Origin of the sequence: Streptomyces sp. NPDC052023, from assembly GCF_044548465.1 — a bacterium.
Classification (GTDB): Bacteria; Actinomycetota; Actinomycetes; order Streptomycetales; family Streptomycetaceae; genus Streptomyces.
Genome location: NZ_JBIUBW010000031.1, coordinates 38,195 through 59,706, shown reverse-complemented (window position 1 = coordinate 59,706; position 21,512 = coordinate 38,195). Strand labels below are relative to the sequence as shown.

The 21,512-nt window shown below is 67.2% G+C and carries 10 protein-coding genes and 5 pseudogenes; 8 read left to right on the top strand and 7 right to left on the bottom strand.

Annotated elements, in window-relative coordinates; genetic code table 11:
- Positions 1 to 136: 136 nt before the first annotated feature.
- The 4 genes and pseudogenes from ACIHCM_RS35530 to ACIHCM_RS35515 form a co-directional block, all read left to right on the top strand.
- Positions 137 to 535 (top strand): annotated as a pseudogene (locus tag ACIHCM_RS35530) (transposase); the annotation flags it as partial.
- A 614-nt stretch (positions 536 to 1,149) separates the two neighbouring features.
- Positions 1,150 to 2,940 (top strand): group II intron reverse transcriptase/maturase, encoded by a 1,791-nt coding sequence (gene ltrA / locus ACIHCM_RS35525; RefSeq protein WP_399905528.1) that lies wholly within the window; start codon positions 1,150 to 1,152, stop codon positions 2,938 to 2,940.
- A gap of 93 nt (positions 2,941 to 3,033) precedes the next feature.
- Positions 3,034 to 3,795: pseudogene (locus ACIHCM_RS35520) on the top strand (IS701 family transposase); the annotation flags it as partial.
- Between the two features lie 170 nt (positions 3,796 to 3,965).
- Positions 3,966 to 4,301: pseudogene (locus tag ACIHCM_RS35515) on the top strand (transposase); the annotation flags it as partial.
- 374 nt (positions 4,302 to 4,675) lie between these two features.
- On the opposite strand, the gene ACIHCM_RS35510 reads toward ACIHCM_RS35515, so the two are convergent.
- A complete protein-coding gene (locus tag ACIHCM_RS35510) occupies positions 4,676 to 8,560 on the bottom strand; it encodes a polymorphic toxin-type HINT domain-containing protein (RefSeq protein WP_399905525.1) in 3,885 nt (1,294 codons plus the stop codon).
- Positions 8,561 to 8,928: 368 nt separating this feature from the next.
- Between ACIHCM_RS35510 and ACIHCM_RS35505 the strand changes: the two genes are divergently transcribed.
- Together ACIHCM_RS35505 and ACIHCM_RS35500 are read left to right on the top strand one after the other, a co-directional pair.
- Positions 8,929 to 9,450 (top strand): hypothetical protein, encoded by a 522-nt coding sequence (locus ACIHCM_RS35505; RefSeq protein ID WP_399905522.1) that lies wholly within the window; start codon positions 8,929 to 8,931, stop codon positions 9,448 to 9,450.
- Between the two features lie 229 nt (positions 9,451 to 9,679).
- Positions 9,680 to 11,551 (top strand): trypsin-like serine protease, encoded by a 1,872-nt coding sequence (locus ACIHCM_RS35500; RefSeq protein ID WP_399905520.1) that lies wholly within the window; start codon positions 9,680 to 9,682, stop codon positions 11,549 to 11,551.
- A gap of 632 nt (positions 11,552 to 12,183) precedes the next feature.
- On the opposite strand, the pseudogene istB reads toward ACIHCM_RS35500, so the two are convergent.
- The 3 genes and pseudogenes from istB to ACIHCM_RS35485 all read right to left on the bottom strand — a co-directional run bounded on the left by istB (position 12,184) and on the right by ACIHCM_RS35485 (position 15,382).
- Positions 12,184 to 12,963, bottom strand: a pseudogene (gene istB / locus ACIHCM_RS35495) (IS21-like element helper ATPase IstB).
- Between the two features lie 21 nt (positions 12,964 to 12,984).
- Positions 12,985 to 14,207 (bottom strand): annotated as a pseudogene (gene istA, locus ACIHCM_RS35490) (IS21 family transposase).
- Positions 14,204 to 15,382: an IS30 family transposase gene (locus ACIHCM_RS35485; RefSeq protein ID WP_399905517.1), complete on the bottom strand. Its 1,179-nt coding sequence runs from the start codon at positions 15,380 to 15,382 to the stop codon at positions 14,204 to 14,206. The pseudogene istA and the gene ACIHCM_RS35485 overlap by 4 nt, the downstream one beginning before the upstream one ends.
- A 131-nt stretch (positions 15,383 to 15,513) precedes the next feature.
- Here ACIHCM_RS35485 and ACIHCM_RS35480 point away from each other — a divergent pair, with 131 nt between their 5' ends.
- Positions 15,514 to 16,368: a hypothetical protein gene (locus ACIHCM_RS35480; protein ID WP_399905515.1), complete on the top strand. Its 855-nt coding sequence runs from the start codon at positions 15,514 to 15,516 to the stop codon at positions 16,366 to 16,368.
- A gap of 75 nt (positions 16,369 to 16,443) precedes the next feature.
- On the opposite strand, the gene ACIHCM_RS35475 is transcribed toward ACIHCM_RS35480, so the two are convergent.
- From ACIHCM_RS35475 to ACIHCM_RS35465, 3 genes are all read right to left on the bottom strand, one after another.
- Positions 16,444 to 17,142 (bottom strand): ComF family protein, encoded by a 699-nt coding sequence (locus ACIHCM_RS35475; protein WP_399905512.1) that lies wholly within the window; start codon positions 17,140 to 17,142, stop codon positions 16,444 to 16,446.
- Positions 17,143 to 17,183: 41 nt separating this feature from the next.
- Complete coding sequence (locus ACIHCM_RS35470) at positions 17,184 to 18,149, bottom strand: DNA-processing protein DprA (protein WP_399905510.1); 966 nt, start codon at positions 18,147 to 18,149, stop codon at positions 17,184 to 17,186.
- 123 nt (positions 18,150 to 18,272) lie between these two features.
- Positions 18,273 to 19,898: a hypothetical protein gene (locus ACIHCM_RS35465; RefSeq protein WP_399905507.1), complete on the bottom strand. Its 1,626-nt coding sequence runs from the start codon at positions 19,896 to 19,898 to the stop codon at positions 18,273 to 18,275.
- A gap of 441 nt (positions 19,899 to 20,339) precedes the next feature.
- Between ACIHCM_RS35465 and ACIHCM_RS35460 the strand changes: the two genes are divergently transcribed.
- A complete protein-coding gene (locus ACIHCM_RS35460; RefSeq protein ID WP_399905504.1) occupies positions 20,340 to 21,443 on the top strand; it encodes a transposase in 1,104 nt (367 codons plus the stop codon).
- Positions 21,444 to 21,512: the final 69 nt, after the last annotated feature.

Below are 21,512 nucleotides of genomic sequence, written 5' to 3'. Positions count from 1 at the left end.
CTCCCCGAGAAGTCCACGCCGAACATGTGAAGTTGCGAGCCGTCGCGTGAAATAGACAGTCAGATCCCTGTCCGAAGAACACGAGGCCCCTCAGTGCTTGCCGTGACCGCTGGCCAGGTCAGTCGTTGGTGAGGTTATGGGTGGGGACCTTGCTGATGTCAGGTTGTGGGCGAGTGAACTGGACGCTGTGCACGGGCGGTTCGTGCACCGGTTCAGCCGGTCGGAGCCGCGGGATTCGGCGCTCGCATACATGCGGGGGTTGGTTGCGCCGCTGGAGCGGAAGAACGGCTGGACGCTGGCGGAAGAGGCCGGACACGCGGGCCCCGATCGCATCCACCGGTTGCTGAACCGGATCGAGTGGGACGCCGACGAGGTCCTGGACGACGTGCGCGAGTACGTCGTGGAACATCTCGGAGACCGGGATGCCGTCCTGATCATCGATGACACCGGCTTCCTCAAGAAGGGCATCCGTTCGGCCGGCGTGCAAAGGCAGTACTCCGGCACCGCGGGCCGCACCGAGAACTGCCAGGTCGGTGGTGCGACGCGAGGTCGCACGCTGTGAGTGGTTACGCAGGGAGGAGGTCGGCGTGACGCCGAGGACGTAACCCGGGCCAGTGTCCAAGGCCCGTCCCCTCCCCGACGTGCGTCGCTGGTAACGGCGGGGTGCGAAGCTCGGGGAAGAAGCCCAAGGGCTCCCGTTCCATCCGGGGGTCACAGGCAAGGGGAAGACCGGACGGGTGAAGCTCACTGAACCCTCAACGATGCTCCGTGATGGCAAGCCTCGCAGATGGGAAGTACGAGCGGGGTGCAGGGCTGGCCGCTGAGAAGCGGCAGGTGCCGGTCGAAGACACCGAGTCGGCCGGGAGGACACCGCCGCCCCGGGGTAATGAGGGCGCCCACCCCGGTCGCATCTCACACGTGTGGAACGCGACAACCCCGTTGGGGTCCAGACCTGTTGGTCTGGTAGGCCGACCGTGAGGAAGGTCCAATTCCCCAGCGGGTGCAGGACGGTCCAAGAAGCCAATGCCGGCCGCCGAAAGGCAGCAGGAAACCGGGACAGTACCGGCACCTCCGCCGAGTCCCGCATAACTAGCCGGATACGGGCGGATGCCCGACCCGAAAGGGTGCTGACGTGGGCCGGGTGAGCCTGTGAAGAACGCTGTTGATCAGGAACCAGAACCGAAGGGCAAGTTAGACACCGTGACGGTCATATCCGCTGCCGACCCGGCCGCGACCAGCACCGCTTGGGTGAACGGACCGGAGGACGCTCCGCTCGACTGGGATGCCGTCGACTGGCAGGCCCAGGAGGAGTCAGTACGGCGACTGCGGCAGAGAATCTTCGCGGCATCACAGGCAGGGGACCTCAAAAGGGTCCGCAGTTTGCAGAAACTGATGCTCCGTTCCCGGTCCAACACGCTGGTCAGCGTGCGGCGGGTGACGGAGATCAACGCAGGACGCAAGACGGCCGGGATCGACGGTCAGGTGGTCCTGACCGCCTCGGGCAAAGCGGAGCTGGCCCACCGGGTTCAGCACCGGATCAGCCCGGACAGAGCCCGGCCCGTCAAGCGGGTGTATATCCCCAAGCCAGGCGGCAGGAGACGCCCGCTCGGCATTCCCGTGATCTTGGACCGGGTTGAGCAAGCCCGGGTCTCCCAGGCACTGGAACCCGAGTGGGAAGCGCGGTTCGAGCCGAAGTCGTACGGCTTCCGGCCCGGCCGCAGTTGTCAGGACGCGATCGCGGCGATCTTCTGGACGGCCAAGGGCAGCAAAGCCCTCCGCCGGTGGGTGCTGGACGCGGATCTGGCAGCGGCGTTCGACCGAATCGACCACGATCACCTTCTCCAGCAGCTCGGTACGTTCCCCGCGCGGGAGCAGATCGGGCAGTGGCTGCGAGCAGGTGTGGTCGAGAAAGGCCGGTTCGCACCGACCGAGGAGGGAACTCCTCAGGGCGGTGTGATCAGCCCCGTGCTCCTGAACATCGCTCTGCACGGGATGGAGATGGCTGCGGGAGTCCAGTACCGGCAGACCGGCCGCCGTGCCGGTGACACCATGCCGGGCTCCCCGCTGCTGGTGAGATACGCCGACGATCTTGTCGCCCTGTGTCATTCACGCGAACAGGCCGAACAGGTCAAGGCCCGGCTTGCCGAGTGGCTGAGGCCGAGAGGACTGCTCTTCAACGAGGACAAGACGCGCGTCGTCCACCTCGAAGAGGGCTGTGACTTCCTCGGCTTCACCATCCGCCGCTATCACGGCAAGCTGCTGATCAAGCCGAGCCGCGAGGCCATCAGACGGATCCGGAACAGGCTGCGCGCCGAGGTGCGGTCCCTGCGCGGGGCCAATGTCGCCGCGGTGCTGCAACGACTCAACCCGATTATCCGGGGGTGGTCGGCCTACTACCGGAGCGTGGTCGCCAGCGAAGTCTTCACCGCGCTGGACGACTACATGTGGAAGCTCACCTACAAGTGGGCGACCCGCGCTCACCCGATCAAGCCCCGGCACTGGGTCACCGCCCGGTACTACGGCACGTTCAACAAGTCCCGGCAGGACCAGTGGGTGTTCGGTGACCGCGACAGCGGCGCCTACCTGCTGAAATTCGCCTGGACGAAGATCGTCCGACACCAGATGGTCCACGGCTCGGCGTCTCCGGACGACCCTGCCCTGGCTTCCTACTGGGCCGAACGGCGCCGCACCAGTGCACCTCCGCCGATCGACCGCGCCACCCTGCGTCTGCTCCAGGCGCAGAACGGGCAATGTCTGATCTGCCGGGGCCCGCTGCTGCACGCCGACGCCACGCCGTCCAGCCCCACCGAGTGGGAGCAGTGGCTGCGAGGCACCCGCCAGGCGATCACCACCAGAAAGATCACCTATCGCGGAGTCGACACGTCGGACGGGGTGCAGCTCCGTCTCGTCCACTCGTCCTGCGGCACTGCACGTCTGTGAGCCTTCGGGGCTTGCTTGAGCCGAGCTGCGGGGAAAGCCCGCACGGCCGGTTCTGAGGGGGGACCGTCGCAGCAATGCGACGGTCCTACCCGACTCTTCCTCGCCTACGCCACCGATCGCGGACGCACCCTGATCGACCGACGGCTGTATCTGCCCACGTCGTGGACGGACGACCGGGAACGCTGCCGCCGGGCCGGCATCGACGACGAGACCGCCTTCGCCACGAAGGTGGTCATGGCCAGGGCGATGGTCCGCAAGGCCATCGCGGACCGGATCCCGTTCGGGTGGGTGACCGCAGATGCCGCCTACGGCTTCAGCAAGGGATGGCGATACGAACTTGAGCAGGCAGACGTCTTCCACGTCATGGCTACCACCCGGCACGACACCGTCGTCACCCGCTGGGCACTCGACCACCCCGTCCACGACCTGTTCCCCGGCCTCCCACGGCAGAAGTGGAAGCGCCGTTCCTGCGGCGAGGGAGCACATGGCCGGCGGATCTATGACTGGGCCCGCGTCGAAGTCAGGCCCTGGCACCGCGAAGACCGCCGGCACTGGGTGATCGCCCGCCGCAGCGTCAGCCGGCCCGAGGAGATCTCCTACTACATCGCCTACTGCCCCGCCGACACCACCCTGGACCAGCTGATCCGTATCGCCGGAAGCCGCTGGGCGGTCGAGGAATGCTTCCAGACCGCGAAGCAGGAGTGCGGCCTGGACGACTACCAGGTCCGCCGCTATCCCGGCTGGCACCGCCACATGACCCTCGCCATGGCCGCCCACGCCTGCCTCACCATCCTGCGCGCCCGCCAACTGGACACGGACAAAGCAGAAACGGATCCTCCCAGCTCATCCACCTGAGCCTCGCCGAGATACGACGGCTGATCACCCGCCTCACCCACCGTCGCCCCACCCCCATCGACCACATCCTGCACTGGTCGACATGGCGCCGACGACGCCAGCACCAAGCCCGCACCAGCCACTACAAACGGCGGGGCCACAGCCCCTGAAAACTGCCCAGCACTCAGAACAGACACCGTTGCAGTACTAGGGCCGAGGACCGGATCCGGGCCGCCAGGTCCACCGGCCTGCGCAACCTCCCCCTGCACCGCACCGCCCAAAACAAGGTCTGGCTGGAGATCGTGCAGATCGCTCTCGACCTGCTGGCCTGGATGCCGATGCTCGCCCTCACCGGCATGGCCAGGCGCTGGGAGCCCCGCCGCCTACGGCTTCGCCTGTTCACCGCGGCCGGGCAACTCGCCACCACCGGCCGCCGACGCATCCTCCGCCTCGCTCGGCACTGGCCCTGGACCAGCCACATCACCGCCGCCCTCGACCGACTCGCCGAACTCCCCAACCCCGGCTGAACAGCAGCTTCACCGCCCCGACGAGCAGCACCATCAACCCGGAGAAGTGGAACCCGGCGCCCACCCGACACGACAGTCGGGCCACCGGCCTGACCATCAGCCACCGGCCAAAGCAAAACGGTCCGCCGACTCCGTCGGCAGACCGTCACGCAAGATCGAGGCTAGATGCGCTCCAGGTTGGACCACAAGGCGCTAAGGCCGAACCTAGCCAAGTACTCTTCGAGGATCACGAACGGAGGAGTGTTCTCAGGCTCGCCAGATTCCCACACGGTGTCACATTCCTCGCACACAAGGAACTGTTCCTGCCTTCCTCGAATGCGGCAGGCGACTACCCACCCTTGCTCGCATCTGGGACACCAGATCACTTTCTTCTCCTAAAGTTGCGGGAAAGCCGTGATGATTCTAGTAGTTCCTGGGACAACTACGACCCTTATCTTCCGCTCGCCAGCCGTACCAACCGTTCTTTGCAGATCAATGACGTATTTCGCGGGATCCGAGGGGTCCGGCGCACCCTTCTTGCTCCATGCTTCGTCGAGCAGCGCAAGAATCTTCGTCTGGTCAGGGTCAGCGAAGACACTGTGTGTCGGCTTTGTCGGATCGGGGCGGGCGTGTTCCATGACGTGCGTCAGACGGTGTCCATGCGCGGACCCGGGACCGTAGATCAATCCTGCCGGAGACCTGAAACGATCACCGCCGAGGTCCGTGAACCCTACCGGGCAACTGGCGTTGTGTACCAGCACGGGCGTGTTCCCTGCCAGCACATAGAACGTGTGCAGGTCACCGACAGTCAGCGTGTAAGTCCGCTCATTCTGGACGAAGGACTTATTTCCCTGGACTACGACCGCACTTCCCTGCGCGGTCTGTAGTGTCATTCCCCGACTGAGTTCTCCGGCCTCTATCCACGCCCTTTCCGACGGTGACCAGAAGGGGTGTTCATTGGTGGCGGTGAGCCGCTCATCACCACCATAGGTGGCGATCGTAAGCTCGTTGAATGACTTGTCGTGCTCGGTGACGATAACATTAGTCACCGAGCGCATTCCCTGCTCACCGGACTCTGGGTCGGCCGCAAGTACGGCGTCGCCGACGGTGACAGCCTCAATATTCTTCGTGGCACCGTTGCCCAGGAGCACCTTGGTTCCAGCCGGGAAGCACTGGAAGCACAGGATTGACCTCGCTGCCCGCGTACCGCTGGCTGCGTCCTCTACGCCGTCGATGCCCTTCAGAAGCTTCAGCTTGCCGACTGGGAGGACCGATGCGGCAGCCATGACGCATTTGCCGAGGGTGGGATTATTGAAACAATCCTTGGCGTCGTTGAGGGCCAAAAAATCCCAGGCGAACTTCTGCATGGTGGGATCGATGGGAGCAACTTGGAGGGGCTGACCTGCCAGGGCGCAGACTGGCAGGCTGTCTCGGGTCGGGTGCAGATAGCAAGGCGGCTTGCTTTCCTTCTCCCTTTCCTGTCTCCGCTTCTCCTCTGCCGCCTTTCGTGCTGCGGCTTCTTCCGCTTGACGCTTCTTGACAACGTCATCCCAAGCCTGCTTAGCGAGGCTCTCAGCTTCCGCGGCACTCTTTCCTGCATCCCGCGCAGACACACGGGCGTCAACTGCGGCATCACTGGCAAGTTCCGCCGATGTGCGTGCGTAGTTGGCGGAGAATTCGGCTTGGGCTGCGGATTCTTCGGCCGCGATGGCGTCTTGTTCGGCCCTGTTGGCGGCGTTGCGGGCGGTGGTGGCGGATGCGGCTGCTTGTGCGGCGCTGGTTTCGGCGTCGTCGGCGGCTGCGTCGGCTTGGGTCGCGTACAGGGCTGCCTGGTCGGCGCTCTTCTGTGCCTCGGCAGCGGCCACCGCGGCGTCACCGGCGGCTTGGTTCGCTTCGGCAGCGGCCTTGGCGGCGAGCCAACGGTTGTGCTGGGCCTTCGCGGCGATGATGCCGCCCTCGGCGATCAGGCGTTCGACCTGGGCTATATGGATATTGGCGAGTTGGTCCTTGCGGTCGGCCATGTGCTGGCCGGCCTGGATGAAGGCGTGCAGTTGGTCGGCCGGACCTGCCAGGGCGATCTTGGCTGCTGCTTTGACCTCGGGTCCGCCGTCGCTGAACAGCTTGGTGGCGGTCACCCGCTCATCGGTGTTCCGGGCTCCGTACTGGCCACTGTTGAGGAACTGGAGCAGCGCCTGGGTGCTGCCATCGGCCAGCGCCGTTTCGGCTGCTTCGCGGACGCCGGGACCACCGTCGTTGTAAAGCTTGGTGATGGCGACTCGGTACTCAGTCCTGGCGGCCTCGTGCTGGCCGGTGGTGTAGAAGTCGCGGATCTGCTGGTCGGTGCCGTTCAGCGCCTCGGTGGCCGCAGTGCGCACGGCTTCGTAGGGGCTGGCCGAGGCGATGTCAGTGACCTGCTGGCGGATTTCGTCCTGGGCTGCCTTGTCCCAGCCGGTGCGCAGGTACTCTAGGACGTCGGCGTCGGTACCGGCCAAGGCGCGTGCTGCGGCGTCCTGGCGCCAGGAGCCGAAGTATTTCAAAGCGCGCAGGGCGACCTCTCGGCCCTTGCTGGCGATTGCCGTCTGGTCGGCGTCCGGCCTGGCGAGCTCTTCGGCCAGGGCCTTGGTGTCGTCCTCGATCTCTTTGCCTTCAAGGACGCTCTTGGAGACCTCGACGGTGAAGGTGTCCGCGATGGCTGTCTGGGACTTGGCGCTCTCGACGGCTGCAGCGGTGCGGGTAGCGAGGTCTTCGGCCTCGGTCTCCCGGGCGATGTCGAAGGTCTTCTTCGCGGTCACCACAGCGGCCGAAGCCGCATCGGCGGCAAGCTTGGCGGCGTTGGCCTGCTTAGTCGCCTCCGCGGCGTAATTGGCTGACTCGCCAGCATGTTCCGCGGCTTCTTCGGCAGCAGCGGCGGCGCTCTCCGCATGGGTGGCAGCCGAGTTGGCGGCATCACGGGATTCGTTGGCGGCGGTCGCTGACTTGCGTGCCAGCGCCTCGGCGGCGCTGGCGGCGCGGTTGGCCTCGTTGGCGTGCCGGCGGGTCTCCGCGGCAGCGGCCCGAGCTTCGGCCGAAGAGCCTCCGGCCGCGGCCGCGAAGTCGGCGGCCTCATCGGCTGCTGCCGCTGCCATGTTCGCGTTGCCACTGGCGCTGCGGGATGCCGCAGCTGCCTCGGCTGCTGCGAGTGAGGCCTTGCCGGCCTGCTCAGCAGCCCGGGCCGACTTACGGGCGAGCGCTCCCGCGTCCCGGGCGGCCTTGGCCCGGTCGCGGGCAGCCTGTGCCTGGGAGGCATCCTTGCCCGCGGCGATCGCCGCGTTCGACGCACGGGTGGCCGCATCGGCAGCAGCCGCGGCCGCGCTCGCAGTCTGCGCCGCAGCAAGCGCCGCAATCCGCGCCGACCGGTTCGCAGCGTTCGCCGCACCGATCGCAGTCTGCGCGGCCTCAGCAGCGGCGCGGGCAGCATCAGCGGCCTGCTTGGCCTTCACCGATGCGCGCTCGGCATCATCCTTGGCAGCCTCGGTCTCCGCAGCGGCCTTCTGCGCTGCCTGCTTGGCCAGCTCCGCCGCCGCGATCGCCTTGTCGGACGCCTCCTGAGCCGCCTTGGTCGCATCCTCGGCCTGCTTGCCGGCCTGCTCGGCCTGCGCCGTCAGCTGCGCGATCGTGGCGTGCTCCTGATCGCGGTTGCGCGCCACGAACTGACCGACCTCGAGGAACTCGACGACGTCGTCCGGGGTACCCATCAGCGCGAGCTTGGCCGCCGCCTTCACATTCGGGCCACCCAAGTTGTAGAGCTTGGTGACCGCGACCCGGTCGTCGGTCTGGCGCGCCGTGTACTGATCGACCTCGAGGAACTTCTTGACGTCCTCCGGGGTTCCCTGCAGCGCGGCAATGCCTGCTTCCCGTACCCCGGGACCGCCCAGATTGACGACCCGCGTGGCCTCGACCCGTTGGTCGAGATTGTGCGGCGCCTTCCATCCGTCCTTCAGAAATGCTTCGACGTCCGCGGGTGTGCCCTGAAGTGCCTGCTTGGCAGCCTCCCGCACCGCCAGACCGCCCACGTTCAACACGCGAGCAACGTCCACCCGGTCGTCTATTCGCTGGATCGACGGCTGCTCTGCCAGAAAATTCTGGATGTCCTCATCCGAGCCCAGAAGGGCTTGCTCGGCCGCCTCCTTGACGCCCACGCCGCCACGCATCCAGTAGTCGACCGCCAGTTCCCGTCCGGGAGGAGAGGCAGATTCGTCCGCGGCGGCCAAGGGTGAGGCTCCCAGCAGCCCGGCGGTCATGGCGGCGGACAGCAGGACGGCGCATGCGCTCCGGGCAGCTATGGCTTCCGGTGTCCCTCTGGGTCTGCGCCCGCGGCGTATGAAGTGTGAAAGTTGCTTCACCTAGCTATTCCTCCATGCAATGGATCACTCCGCCACATCGCACCAGTATCCGCACAAGGCGGTTATGTCCGTTTGGGGCGACTCCCTGCGGGACGATGCAGCTGCCAAGGGGAATGTGCGGTTCACCCGACCCACACGTTGCGGTCCGTCACATCCCCCCTGTTGAGCAGCATTCGGGGCGCGTTCACCGGAACATTACATGTGCTTTACTTCCGTGCAGCGGACGGGGAGGATCCGCTTGCTCGTCATCTTGGGGAAGGAAACACATGGTGATCTCGCGCGCCCGCAAGGCGCTCCTGCTCGGAACCTCAGCTGCTGTGGTCGCATGCCTCGGCGCAGCGACTCTGGCCACCGGAGTCCACGCGGCTCCGCAGGCGACCACTACGACGGCGTTCGCCACCGACATGCCCTTGGCTGTCGAGGACTTGAGCTACCCAGGCGCGGACAGGATCTATCAGGACCGGGGGATCACTCTCAAGCGCGGCGACGGCCACATCATCCTGACCGAGCACACCAGCCTCGCCCAGTGCAGTGACCCCTCGAACATCATGGTCGAGTCGTGGAAGGGGGCCTTCTGCTTCAAGGCCAACGCCAAGTCCGGCTACCTGACTCTGGAACTTCCTGACACCTTCAACATCTGGACCCAGGACCACCCCGTGCGAGCCACGCTGACGGCCGAGGGGGAGCAAACCGTCGTCAACGCCCCCGCGAACGACCTCACCGCCGTCGGCGAAGCCGGTGACACCGGGCTGCGTTCCGCTCTCGTCGAACTCCGCGTCACTGGCTGAGAGACCCTTCTGTCGGTGAGGGCAGCGCGCCCGGTCCGTCATCGGAATCGGTGTACCCGGTTGATGCCTCTGCCGTTCCCCACAGGTTCTCAGCCAGGGAACGAGCCCGCAGCTCACACGTAGATCATCGTGGCGCTGAACGCCGGATCAGCCGGCGTCCCGGGGCTACTCGCGCCTAACGCGTCCACTGCCTCCGGCTGCGCCACGAACCAACCTCAGGAATTTGCACATGTCTAAGCGAGCTTCAGCCAGACGGCTGCGCGCAGCCGGCGTCATAGCTGCGATCGCAACCCCGGTCCTGCTCACCGCCACGCCCACCAACGCCGTCGTAGGCACGCCCACCACCGGCAATACATACGCCTTCACCGCTCGCCTGGCCATCGGCAGCGGCGACCGCATCTGTTCCGGCGCGCTCGTCGACCCCCAGTGGGTCATCTCCGCCGGCTCGTGTTTCGTGGACAACCCCGCAGGAGGGGCCGCACCTGCTGCCGGCAAGCCGGCCAAGCCCGTCACGGTCACCGTCGGCCGCAGCGATCTCGCATCTACCGCCGGTCACGTCACCACGGTCACCGAACTCGTCCCCTCGGCCGGACGCGACCTGGTCATGGCGCGGCTCGCGACGCCCGCCACGGGCATCACCCCCGTCGCGCTGGCCTCCGCACCACCCGCGACCGGAGACACGGTCAAGGCCGCAGGTTTCGGACGGACCACCACGGAGTGGTCACCGATGAAGCTGCACACCGGCGCATTTACCATCGACGCGGTGGACACCAGCCAGCTGGCCATCACCGGACAGGGCGGCGACACCATCTGCGCCGGCGACACCGGCGGTCCGCTGCTTCGTGAGAAGGACGGCAAGGCTGAGCTCGTCGCCGTCAACAGCAAGTCCTGGCAGAGCGGCTGCTGGGGCATCGATGCCGCTGAGCTGCGAAAAGGGGCCATCAGCACCCGTGTCGACGATCTGAACGCGTGGATCCAGCAGGTACGGGCCCTGCCGCAGCAGGCCCAAGTGGTTGACGGTGACTTCGACGGTGACGGCAAGTCCGATGTCGCTGCCCTGTACGACTACGGCAGGGACACCCAAGGGCGTGCTCAGAGCAGCCTGTGGGTGTTCAAGAGTGACGGCACGACGTTCCGTGCGCCTCGGGTGGCGTGGGACAGCGGTGCCACCAGCTGGACCTGGGCGGCCAGCAAGCTCACCTCCGGCGACTACAACGGCGACGGCAAGACCGACATCGGCGTCCTGTACAACAACGGTCTGACCGACGGAAAGTACCGCTCACGGCTCTGGACGTTCACGAGCACCGGCGACACTTTCAGCGCGCCGAAGGTGGTCTGGGACAGCGGCACGACCAGTTGGAACTGGGACCGCAGCAAGCTCACCTCCGGCGACTACAACGGCGACGGCAAGACCGACATCGGCGTCCTGTACGACTACGACCAGGAGCCCGACGGGAAGTTCCGCTCCAAGCTGTGGGTCTTCGCCAGTGCCGGCGACACGTTCGGCGCGCCCGCGGTTGCCTGGGACAGCGGCGCCACCAGCTGGAACTGGGACCGCAGCAAGCTCACCTCCGGCGACTACAACGGCGACGGCAAAACCGACATCGCCGTCCTGTACGACTACGACCAGACTCCCGAAGGCACGAACCACTCCAAGCTGTGGTGGGCGTTCACCAGCACCGGCACCGCCTTCAACGCACCCACCGTCGCCTGGGACAGCGGAGCCATGAGCTGGAACTGGGACGCCAGCAAGGTCACCTCCGGTGACTACAACGGCGACGGCAAGACCGACGTCGGCGTCCTCTACAACTACGGTCTCGTCGACGGCAAGTACCGCTCCAAGCTGTGGACCTTCACCAGCACCGGCACTACCCTCCAGGCACCCAAGATCATCTGGGACAGCGACCCCATCAGCTGGAACTGGGACCGCAGCCAACCGCTCTCAGGCGACGCCACCGGTGACGGCAAGACCGACATGGCCATCTTCTACGACTACGGCACCACACCCGACGGACGCACCCGCCAAGCCCTGTGGAACCTCACCAGCAACGGCGACACCATGACCGCCCCCCACCGTGACTGGGACAGCGCCCTCCAGTAAGAGCCCTCTGCACGGCCATCCCCCGCAGACTGCACATTTTGGGCAGACCTCCGCCCGGCCGCGGATCCGCGGCCGGGCGGAGGTCTGCCCTCGAATGCGTCTTCTTCGCCGGAGGCAGTCCAGTAGCTTCACAGAGCGCAGTGTTCCGGCACGGAGCAGTGCCTGTGCGCCAACGACGCCGCGCCGCTTACCGTCGGCGAAGACGGTCGCAATCAGCCAAGCCCACTCCCCCGGTGCCAGCCGTGACCGGCGAAGGGTCCTACCGCTCGCCTCCCCGGCACATTGTCAGGCCAATTTCGCGAACCTTGTCATACTCTCGGCAGCTGAGCACGTGGCGCTGGACGCCGCCCTACAGCAGCCGGCGTTGGTTGGTCGACGGCGGTCTCGCGCTCCTGGAGCCGATGGCGGGCCGCATCCGATAGCGAAACACACCGCTGGCTGAACGTGCCGTGGACGCCGTGCAAATCGTGCGCCGCCGACGCATCTTCACCACCGGCCAGGTCCCTGCTGCCCGCCAAGGAACTGATCGTCTGCAGGGCGCAACCGATCGCGGGCTTGGTGCGTGAAGGTGTCAATGCTCCCGCAGAAGTGAGCACGCTCTGCTCCCGCAGATTTGACCCCTTGGGGTTGGTTCAGTCTCGGTGTGTGCGGTTTTCCTTGGCGAGGAGTTCGCGTCGTTGGCGGGTGCGGTAGGAGTCGCCGGTGAGGGTGAGGACCTCGGCGTGGTGGACGAGGCGGTCGATCATGGCGGCTGCGACGACGTCGTCGGAGAAGGTCTCTCCCCAGCGTCCGAAGGGCAGGTGTGAGGTCACCATCACGGAGCCCTATTCGTAGCGTGACGCGATGAGCTGGAAGAACAGGTTCGCGGCGTCCTGGTCGAAGGGGATGTAGCCGACCTCGTCGATGATGATCAGCCGGTAGCGGCGGATCTTCTTCAGCTCGGCCTCGAGGCGGCCGGCCTGATGGGCGGTGGCCAGACGGGTGATCCAGTTGCTCGCGGTGTCGAAGAGAACCGAGTGGCCGGCGTGGGCTGCCTTGACTCCGAGGCCGATGGCCAGGTGGGTCTTGCCGATGCCGGGTGGTCCGAGCAGGATCACGTTCTCTGCCTTGGAGACAAACGTGCCGGTGGCCAGGTGCGCGAGGACGTCGCGGCGGAGTGAGGGGAGGTGGTCGAGGTTGAAGTCCTCGAGTGTCTTGACCTGAGGGAAGTGGGCGGTGCGGATCCGCATCACGGTGCCCTTGGACTCCCGGTCGGCGACCTGCCGCTGCAGGAGAGCCGCCAGATACTCCTCGTGGGACCAGTTCTCATCCCTCGCCTGGGCGGCCAGATCCTCCCAGCAGGCCCCGATCGTCGGGGTCTTCAGGACCCGGGTCAGATAGGTGATCATGGACGGCAGGCCGTCCTTCGGCATCGTGGTGGCCATGGTCATGTGTCACTTCGCTTCTGTTGACGGCTGATCGAAGTCGACGCCGAAGAGGGCGTCGTAGTCGGGCAGGGCCCGGAGGGCGACGGCGTGGCCGTCGGGGTGCCGGCGGGCCGCGGACTGGCGGCGGTGGCGGTCCTCGGCCAGGGCCTGGCGCATCCGCTTGGCCGTGGCGGCGTGGGCGGGATCGGTGACCACGGCCTGCTTGGCCCAGGACCGTTCGTGGCGGGCGACGACCTGCCCGTCGCAGAACACCACCACTTCCCCGAGGGAGGCGGTAACGTCGACGAACCGGCCGATGACCTGCGGGTCGACCGAGTAGTCGCCGGTGTCGACCCGGACGTAGTAGTCACGGGCGAGCCGGATCCTCGAGCTCAGACCGACCGGCGGTTCGACCGGTGGCAGCGGGGTCATCGACAGGTAGTCCCGCTCCAGCAGATCGGCCGGGCGGCCCTGGATCGAGCGGACCGTGCGGGAGTTCGCCTTGACCAGCCACTCCCGCAGCTGCTGGTTGAAGTCCGCCGGGGAGGCGAACTGCCGGCCGGGCAGGAACGAGGTCTCCAGGTAGCCGTTGCTCCGCTCGACCATCCCCTTGTATTCAGGGTCGCGGGGCGGCGCCAGCTTGATCCGGGTGGCCAACGTGCCGGCGAACGCCGCCGCCGGAGCGGTGAGTTTCCCGCTGCCGCCGATCGCCGCCTCCCGGTCCCAGACCAGAGTCTTCGGCACGCGGCCGATCTCGTGGATCAGCTGCCACATGCCCGAGAGGATGTCGCCAGCCTGCCTCGAGGGGATCATCACCGCGGACAAGAAGCGGGAGAACCCCAAGGTCATGACCAGCACGGGCAGCACCCGCTCCTGCCCGGCGCCGACCTGGACCTTCGTCTCCGGGAACCACAGATCGCACTGGCGACCGCGCCGGGCTCATAGCTGACCCGGTCGACCGGGTCGATCCCGAGGTATTCCGGCCTGATCAACGCCAGCCGCTTGCGCAACGGCGCCGAGGAGTACGGCCAGCCGATCCGCTCGGCGATCACCGGCGCCGGCATCGTCGGCCACTCCTGCAGAAGAGCCCGCATCTGCGGCTCGAACCCGTCCGCGACATGACCCCGCGGGGCCCGCTCGAACACAGGAGGCCGGTCGGAGTTCAACGCGGCCCGCACCGTGTTCCGGGCCACCCCCAGCCGCCGCGCGATCGGCGGATTCGCATGATCGTCGCAACTTTGCAGGCTCATGGTGCCAGAGCGGCTGCGAAGGCTTGGGCGGGGGTCTGCCAACCCAAGGTCTTGCGGGGTCGGTTGTTCAACCGTTGCTCGATGGCGTGGAGGTCCTCAGCAGAGTGAAGGGATAGGTTCGTGCGCTTGGGCAGGTACTGGCGGATCAGGCCGTTCGTGTTCTCATTCGTGCCGCGCTGCCAGGGGCTGGCCGGGCGGGCGAAGAAGACGCCGTCGGTGAAGTACGGAGCGAGCTCGTGATGACGGGCCATCTCTGAGCCCTGGTCCCAGGTAAGGCTCCGGCGGGCCTGCTCGGGCAGCAAACTGAGGTTGGCGATGAGCGCGTCGCGCACATGGCCGGCCGAGTGTCCGTCGGGTAGTGCAATCAGACGGAGATAGCGGGTGCGGCGGTCGACGAGGGTGGCGACGGCGGACTGGCTGCGGACGCCGACGACCAGGTCGCCCTCCCAGTCGCCGAGCCTCTCGCGTCGATCGATGACCGACGGCCGGTGGTCGATGAGGACCGCGGGTGCGACGAAGCGGGGCATGCGCTGGTCGGGACGGCGACGCTGCTTGCGCAGCGGGCGTCCGGTACGGAGTTTCCTGGTCAACGTCCTGTTCAGACCGCCCTTGGCGCCTTGGTAGAGAGCGCGGTAGATGCTCTCGTGGCACAGATGCCGCTCGGGCCGGTCGGGCCAGTGGGTCCGCAGATGGGCGGCGATCTGCTCGGGGCTCCACTCCAGATCGAGCTTGGTCTGCACCTCGGCCCTCAGCTCAGGATCCATGGCCAGCTTGGCGCGACGAGGGCGCCCGGCTCGTTCGCGGCAGCGGTGGTGGGCCAGGTCCGCGTCGTAGCTCCCGTAGTCGTGCGGGCGGCTGTTGCGCCGCAATTCCCGGCTGACTGTCGACGGTGCGCGGCCGAGCCGACTGGCTATCTGCCGGATCGTCAGGCCACGTTCGCGCATCGAGGCGATCCGACGCCGCTCCAGCAACGACAAGTACCGGCCCGACCGGGACGCCTCCGGAAGGTAGTCCGGCTGCAGACCACCGTTCTCCGCCCGCCACCTGTAACCGGTCTTCCGTCCGATCCCGAGCTGCTTGCACGCCTCGACCGTACCCACCCCGGCCGCCAGCAGACGCCAATACTCAGCCTCGAGCTCAAGCCTGCGCTTACGTCCCCGCCTCGCCACCAACACACCCCTAATGATCAAGGAATGTTGCGACAAGCGTTAGAACCCAAGGAGCACCTGGGGGTCATTCTTACGGGAGCAGCGACAGCTCAGCCGACGAGGAGAAGGAGAACGGAGCCGACTGGCTGTGGTGGTGGGTGGACCGGGACGGTACCTGCTACGGGCTCCTGGTCCAGGCGAAGATCCTGAAGTTGCACGGCAAGCGCTGGAGCATCGACTTCAGCTACAAGACGCGCGGCGACGACCGGACGCAGCTCTCGAAGCTGATCAAGGCAGCGGACCGCTTCCATGTCCCCGCCGCGTACGTCTTGTACTGCGGGGACGCCCAGTACCGATCGACTCTGGCCTGCGACCGCACTCATGACGACGTTCCGTGCAAGGAGCGCGACCGGGTCGGTGTGTCCACTGTCTCCGCTCTGGTGGCGGAGAACGCGGTCGGCCTGGACGCCAAGAACGCGGGCGTGAGCGCCTTCCACGACGCCGTTCCCGTCGAAGACATCGCCAGCCCCGACGGCCTGGACGCGCCGATCGTGCCCCTCGCGCGCGGGCTGGACCAGGACCTTGAGCGCTTCCTGCGGCAGCCGCAGCGAGGATCTCGCAGGGTGGCAAAGGAACTTCTCCGGCCTGTCCAGCGGATCAGGCACGGCCAGTTCGCCGGCGCGGCGGTCATGGAACGCGCCGCCACGGTCACCGGCGCCCTTTTCGAGAACGTCCCCAACGACTACGGGCATTTCTCCGTGCCGTACCTCGCGCACATGCTCCGCGGGCTGCGAGCGGAGGTCCCCGGCTACGTGCGCGACGTCCTGGAAGGCCGGACTCCTCCGACATGGGTCACTGACCACGTCGGCGGGATCGTCGTGATTCCCGACGCGGACGCCCCGACCACGGCGTCATCGGCCCGGGCTGGGGACGGTGGCGCTGGGCTGCTCCCTCCGGATTTCCTTGAGGCGCCTCAGCCTCCACATGACCGCCGTCCTGGGCAAGCCGCGTGAGTTCGACGCGAAGCGTCCGGCACTGACCGACCGGCCGGAGCCAGCCGACAGGCCCAGTCCGGTGTCGGGGCGACGTCATCCGCTCCAGGGGACCCGGGCGAGAACGAGCCCCCGGACGTCGGCGGCTCCGTTCGCCCGGAGCCGGAGCGCGACGTGCTGGAGCTGCGATCCGCTGGTGAACACGTCGTCGACGAGCAGAATGGTGGCCGAATTGATGTCGCCGATGTCCCCGGTCCAGGTCAGGGCGGCGGCATGCGCTGTCGCGGCCGCGCGCTTCTCCTCCAGGGTGCGGTTCGCGGACCGGGCCGTCTCAGCGTGCTTCACCAGCCGGTGTGCGCCCGGCGGACTGAGCGGGAAGGCCCTGGTCACGTCCTCTGTGTAGGCGGCGTCCATGATCGCCTCGATGTGCTGGATGGGCTGGCGGCCGAAGTGGCTCGGGTTGCCGACGACGTAGTCGACGCCGTTCATCGCGTCGGGGTGGCTCTCCATCCAGCCGACGAGGAGCCGGCCGAAGATCATCGCCCAGCCGGCCCTCCCCTCGTACTTCAGCGTGTGGATCTTGTCGCGCAGGGCTCCGGAGTACATGGCCATCGCGTCGACGCGCGAGAACCCCCGCTCGGCTTCCGGGAGCGCACACACCCGATTACTGCACTGCCTGCCGGGCGCGACGGCCTGGGAGCAGACGGGGCAGTGGGGCTCGGCGACCGGCTGGAGGGTGCGGCCGGCGCAGTCGGAGCACAGGCGGGCGGTGCCGGTGATGCGGTACGCGCACACCGGGCAGTTGGGAAAGCCTGCTGGACTGGGGAGACCTGCCGTCACAGGCCGGCCAGGGCGAGCTGCTGGCGCTGCTGTCCGGCGGCCTGGATGTCCGCGGCCTGGCCGAGGCGGTCGATGATGTCGCTGGAGGCGGTGACCAGGACCGCCCGGCCCTCGTCCAGCATCTTCTTGGCCCAGGGCTGGGTGTCGGCGAGGGAACGGATCAGGAAGACGAGCTTGCCGTGCTCGGCGGCCAGGCGAGCCTGCATCTTCGCGCCTGACGTGCTCGAGGCCTCGATGACGACGCTGCCCAGCGTGGTGCCGGACGTGACGACGTTGCGGCGGGGGAAGGTGTACTTCGCCGGAGGGCTCGTGGGCCAGAACTGGCTCAGCAGCGCTCCCCCGGCGCTGAGGATCGCCTTCGCGAGCGGACGGTTCTCGGCCGGGTAGATCGGGGCGGCGACGCCGGTGCCCATGACGGCGAACGTCCGGCCGCCCGCGGTGAGCGTTGCCTGATGGGCGGCTGCGTCGATGCCCTTGGCGAGACCGCTGGCGATCACGACGTCGTGCTCGACGAGCTCGCGGGCCATCCGTGCCGCCCGGCGCAGCCCGTCCTCGGAGGCCTGGCGGGTGCCGACGATGGCGATGGAGCGGGCGTCGCGCTGATCGAGCTCGCCGCGGTAGAAGAGGAACGGCGGCAGGTTGCCGATCACGCGCAGGTTCGCCGGGTAGTCCTTGTTCAGGACGGTGACCAGGCGTGCGCCGGCCTTGTCGGCGGCGGCGAGTTCGTCGTCGACGCGGGCACGGGCGGCGTCCAGGCCGGCGGACAGGGCCTGCTGCAGCAGGGGGCGGTTCTTGGTCGCGGCACGAGAGTCCTCGTGCAGCTGTCCGTCCATGAGCGCGGCCAAGCCCTCGGGGCTCTGGGCGCCGCGGGCGATCAGGCTCCAGTCGAGGGTGGCATCGCCGGCACGCAGCGCGCACAGGGTCAGCAGATCGTGCTGGTCAGCGGTGATATCGAGGTCCATCAGGGTGTCCTTCTACTCGTGGCCCCGGGATGTTCGAAGGATGAAGCGAGGTACTCGGGCCACTTCCATCATGGCGTACGGAGCCCCCGTGCGGACAGGAAGGGGGGCCGTCGAGCCGGTTCCTTAGCCCTGCCGCCGCTGTTCCATACGGGCGAGGGCTTCGGCGAGCTGGGTGGCACCGCCAGGCGCCGCGACCGGTTCCCAGATGATCCCTACCGCCAGACAGATGCCGCTGACCAGGCGCTCAGCCTCGCTTGTGTCGTACCACTGCTCGACTTGCCCTGGCAGGGCGATCCACCACAAAGCGGTAGTCGTCGTCTCCCCGGTCGGCACGAGGTACTCGCCGCGCCAGACGAGGGGGTACGCATGCTGCTGGAGGTGGGTGAGCATGTCGGCGAGGTGCCGCTGCCGGGCGATCTTGTAGGCGGTCATGGGAGAGCGGGTGCCAGCAGGAACCGGTCGGGGTGCCGGATGAGCCATCCGGGCAGGGGCCGCCTCAGGGGCCTGGGGTTCGACAGCGACCTCCTCAGCGGCAGCGAAGTGCTCCATAGCCGTCGTCAGGACTACCGACGGCCCTTCCTCTGCTCCGCCAGGACCCGTCGTCGTCTGGAAGTGCGTCAAGGTGATGTCGTTGGTGGTGAAGGGATCGATCGTGACGCCGGGGCGCAGCTGGTAGACGGTGTGGCGCGGGGGGTATTTTCCGATTGTCAGTGCGATGACCCGTGCTGCTCCTGCCTCGCTGAGGAGGGTGCGGGCCCATTCCAGGGACTTGCCCTCGGTGGTGAAGTCGTCGAAGACGATCACCGTCTTGCCGGCGATCTTCTTCTTGTAGGCCGGGTTGACTCGTACGGTGCGGGCCTGGGCGGCGATGGAGATGTCCCGGCCCGTCGACTGGCCGACGCTCCTCTTGTACCGCTCCAGGCTCGTGTCCGGGGCCTGGGCGACGCGTTCGAGAAGGTCCTCCTTGTAGGAAGAGCCGGTCATGTTCTTGGCGCGGTCCAGGAAGCCGGCGAGCTGCGGGTTGCCCTTGGCGGGTGTGCTGCTGGGGTACACGCAGAAGAAGCTCTGACCAGGCAGCGCGCCGTCGAGGTAGGCCGCACACAGAAGGTGCAGCATCAGGACATCGCGGGCGTCCTGGTCACCGACCTTGACGGTGTTCTCGTAGGTGAAGATGTCCTTGATCGTGAAGGTCCGGCCGCCGCCGCGGGGGAACCGCGCGCTGAAGGGCAGCATCGAGCGGATCGCGAAGGCGCGGTCCTCGTCATCGAGACGGAACGCCCAGCGGGGCTCGTGCAGCAGGAAGTACTCCAAGAGCTCGATGACGTCGGCGGGCTCGTCGGACATCAGCGAAGTGATCTTCGCTCCCAGGCGGCTGGCCCAGCGGGCGTGGATGTGGACGACGCCGGCGTGGATGCCTGTGTACCAGTCGAATTGCGAGGTCCCGACGAGGATGAGCTGGTTCATGCGGAGGCCGAGTCTGTCCGCGACAGCCTCTAGCCAGGCCTTGTTGCCGCGCTTCGCCTTGTCCGGGATGTCGTCGCGGCACAGATGCAGGGCCGGTTCGGGAAGGCCGGCCGCGGCAAGGGCCGACTTGGCGTCCATCGGGTTGTTGGTCAGCAGCACCCAAGCCACATCGCGTTGATCGAGCCACCGCAGCAGTTCAGCGATCCCCTCGTGCGCACGCCCGGGCCCGTGCAGGACTGCCTTGTAGTCGATCGCGACCGCGCGCACCGTCTTCTTCTCGTCCATCGCCGCCCCCACTGCTGTGCCCTGATCATGAACTGACCCTCTTGCCATGATCTCAGCCGTTCTGACGGGGGCATCCGCAGATTCAGGATTCTCCGGCTTCGGATCCGGCGGCAGCCGGCTGGCACAACGCCCATGGTCGTGCGTCTCCGTCAGAGGGCTGATAGCCGCTTTTGCCCAGGACGATGACGACGGGTCAGAGGGGTCCAGATTCTGGGGCGCGGTGGGGCTCGGGTCGGTCTGGTGAAGTGAGGTGCTCTACCAGGGCGAGCAGCATCAGCAGGAGGACGGCTCCGAGAAGGATGGCCGCCCATCCCACGGCCCATCGCGTACTACGGGTGCTGATCACGGTCGGCGTGAGCGCCACCATCAAGGCGACCACGCCGCCTGGAAGGACAAACTGCCGCCTCACGATCGTGTACCCGGGATCGTCGGGTCGGCCTGGTGCCCGTCACGAACATGGGCATCAAGCGGGTCGCGGTCACCGGCAAGCACGGCGAGAGCGAGGCCGTCCTGCGCCGGGTACGGCACCTGTTCGTCAACCGGACCAACCTGCGCGCGGCGCTGGTGCGGCTGGTCAACGCCACCTTCGCCGCCCGCGACGCGGTGTGGTGGGGCGAGGGCACCGCCTGTGCGAGCGACTCCAAGAAGTTCGGCTCCTGGTCCTCGAACTTCATGACCGAGTGGCACCAGCGGTACCGCGGACCCGGGGTGATGATCTACTGGCACGTCGAGAAGAAGTCGCTGTGCGTCTACAGCCAGCTCAGGTCCTGCTCGGCCTCAGAGGTCGCTGCGATGATCAAGGGCGTGCTGCGGCACTGCACGGACGTGGAGATCGACCGGCAGTACACCGACACGCACGGCGCCTCCATCGTCGGGTTCGCCTTCGCCCACATGCTCGGCTTCAACCTGCTACCCAGGCTGAAGAACGTCGGCTCGGCACGCCTGTACCGGCCGGCGGCTGGGGAGGACGAGAAGTGGCCGAACCTAGCGCCGGTGCTGTCGACCAAGACGATCGACTGGGACCTGATCCGTCAGCAGTACGACCAGATCGTGAAGTACACCACCGCCCTGCGCCTGGGCACCGCGGAGGCCGCGCAGGTCCTGCGGCGATTCACCCGCGGCGGGCCGAAGCATCCGACGTACCGGGCGATCGAGGAACTGGGCCGTGCGGTGCGTACGGCGTTCATCTGCGACTACCTCGCCGACGCGGACCTGCGGCGTGAGATCAACGATGGGCTCCAGGTCGTGGAGAACTGGAACTCCGCCAACCACGACCTGTTCTACGGCAAAGACGGCGACCTGACCGGCTCCGACAAGGAGTCCCAGGAGGTCTCGATGCTCGCCTTGCACCTGCTCCAGTCGGCGCTGGTGCACGTCAACACCCTGCTCCTCCAGGACATCCTGAGCGAGGAGAAGTGGCAGATGCGGCTCACCGACGCCGACCGGCGAGCCCTGTCCCCGCTGTTCTGGACCCACGTGAACCCCTACGGCCGGTTCGAGCTGGACATGAACTCCCACCTCGCCCTCGCCGCCGTCGCTATCTAGGGAGTGGCACCTCTTTCCCCTGCTCAGGTGGCTGATCAAGGGTGCAGGCAAGTTAGGCAAGTGCGTGCG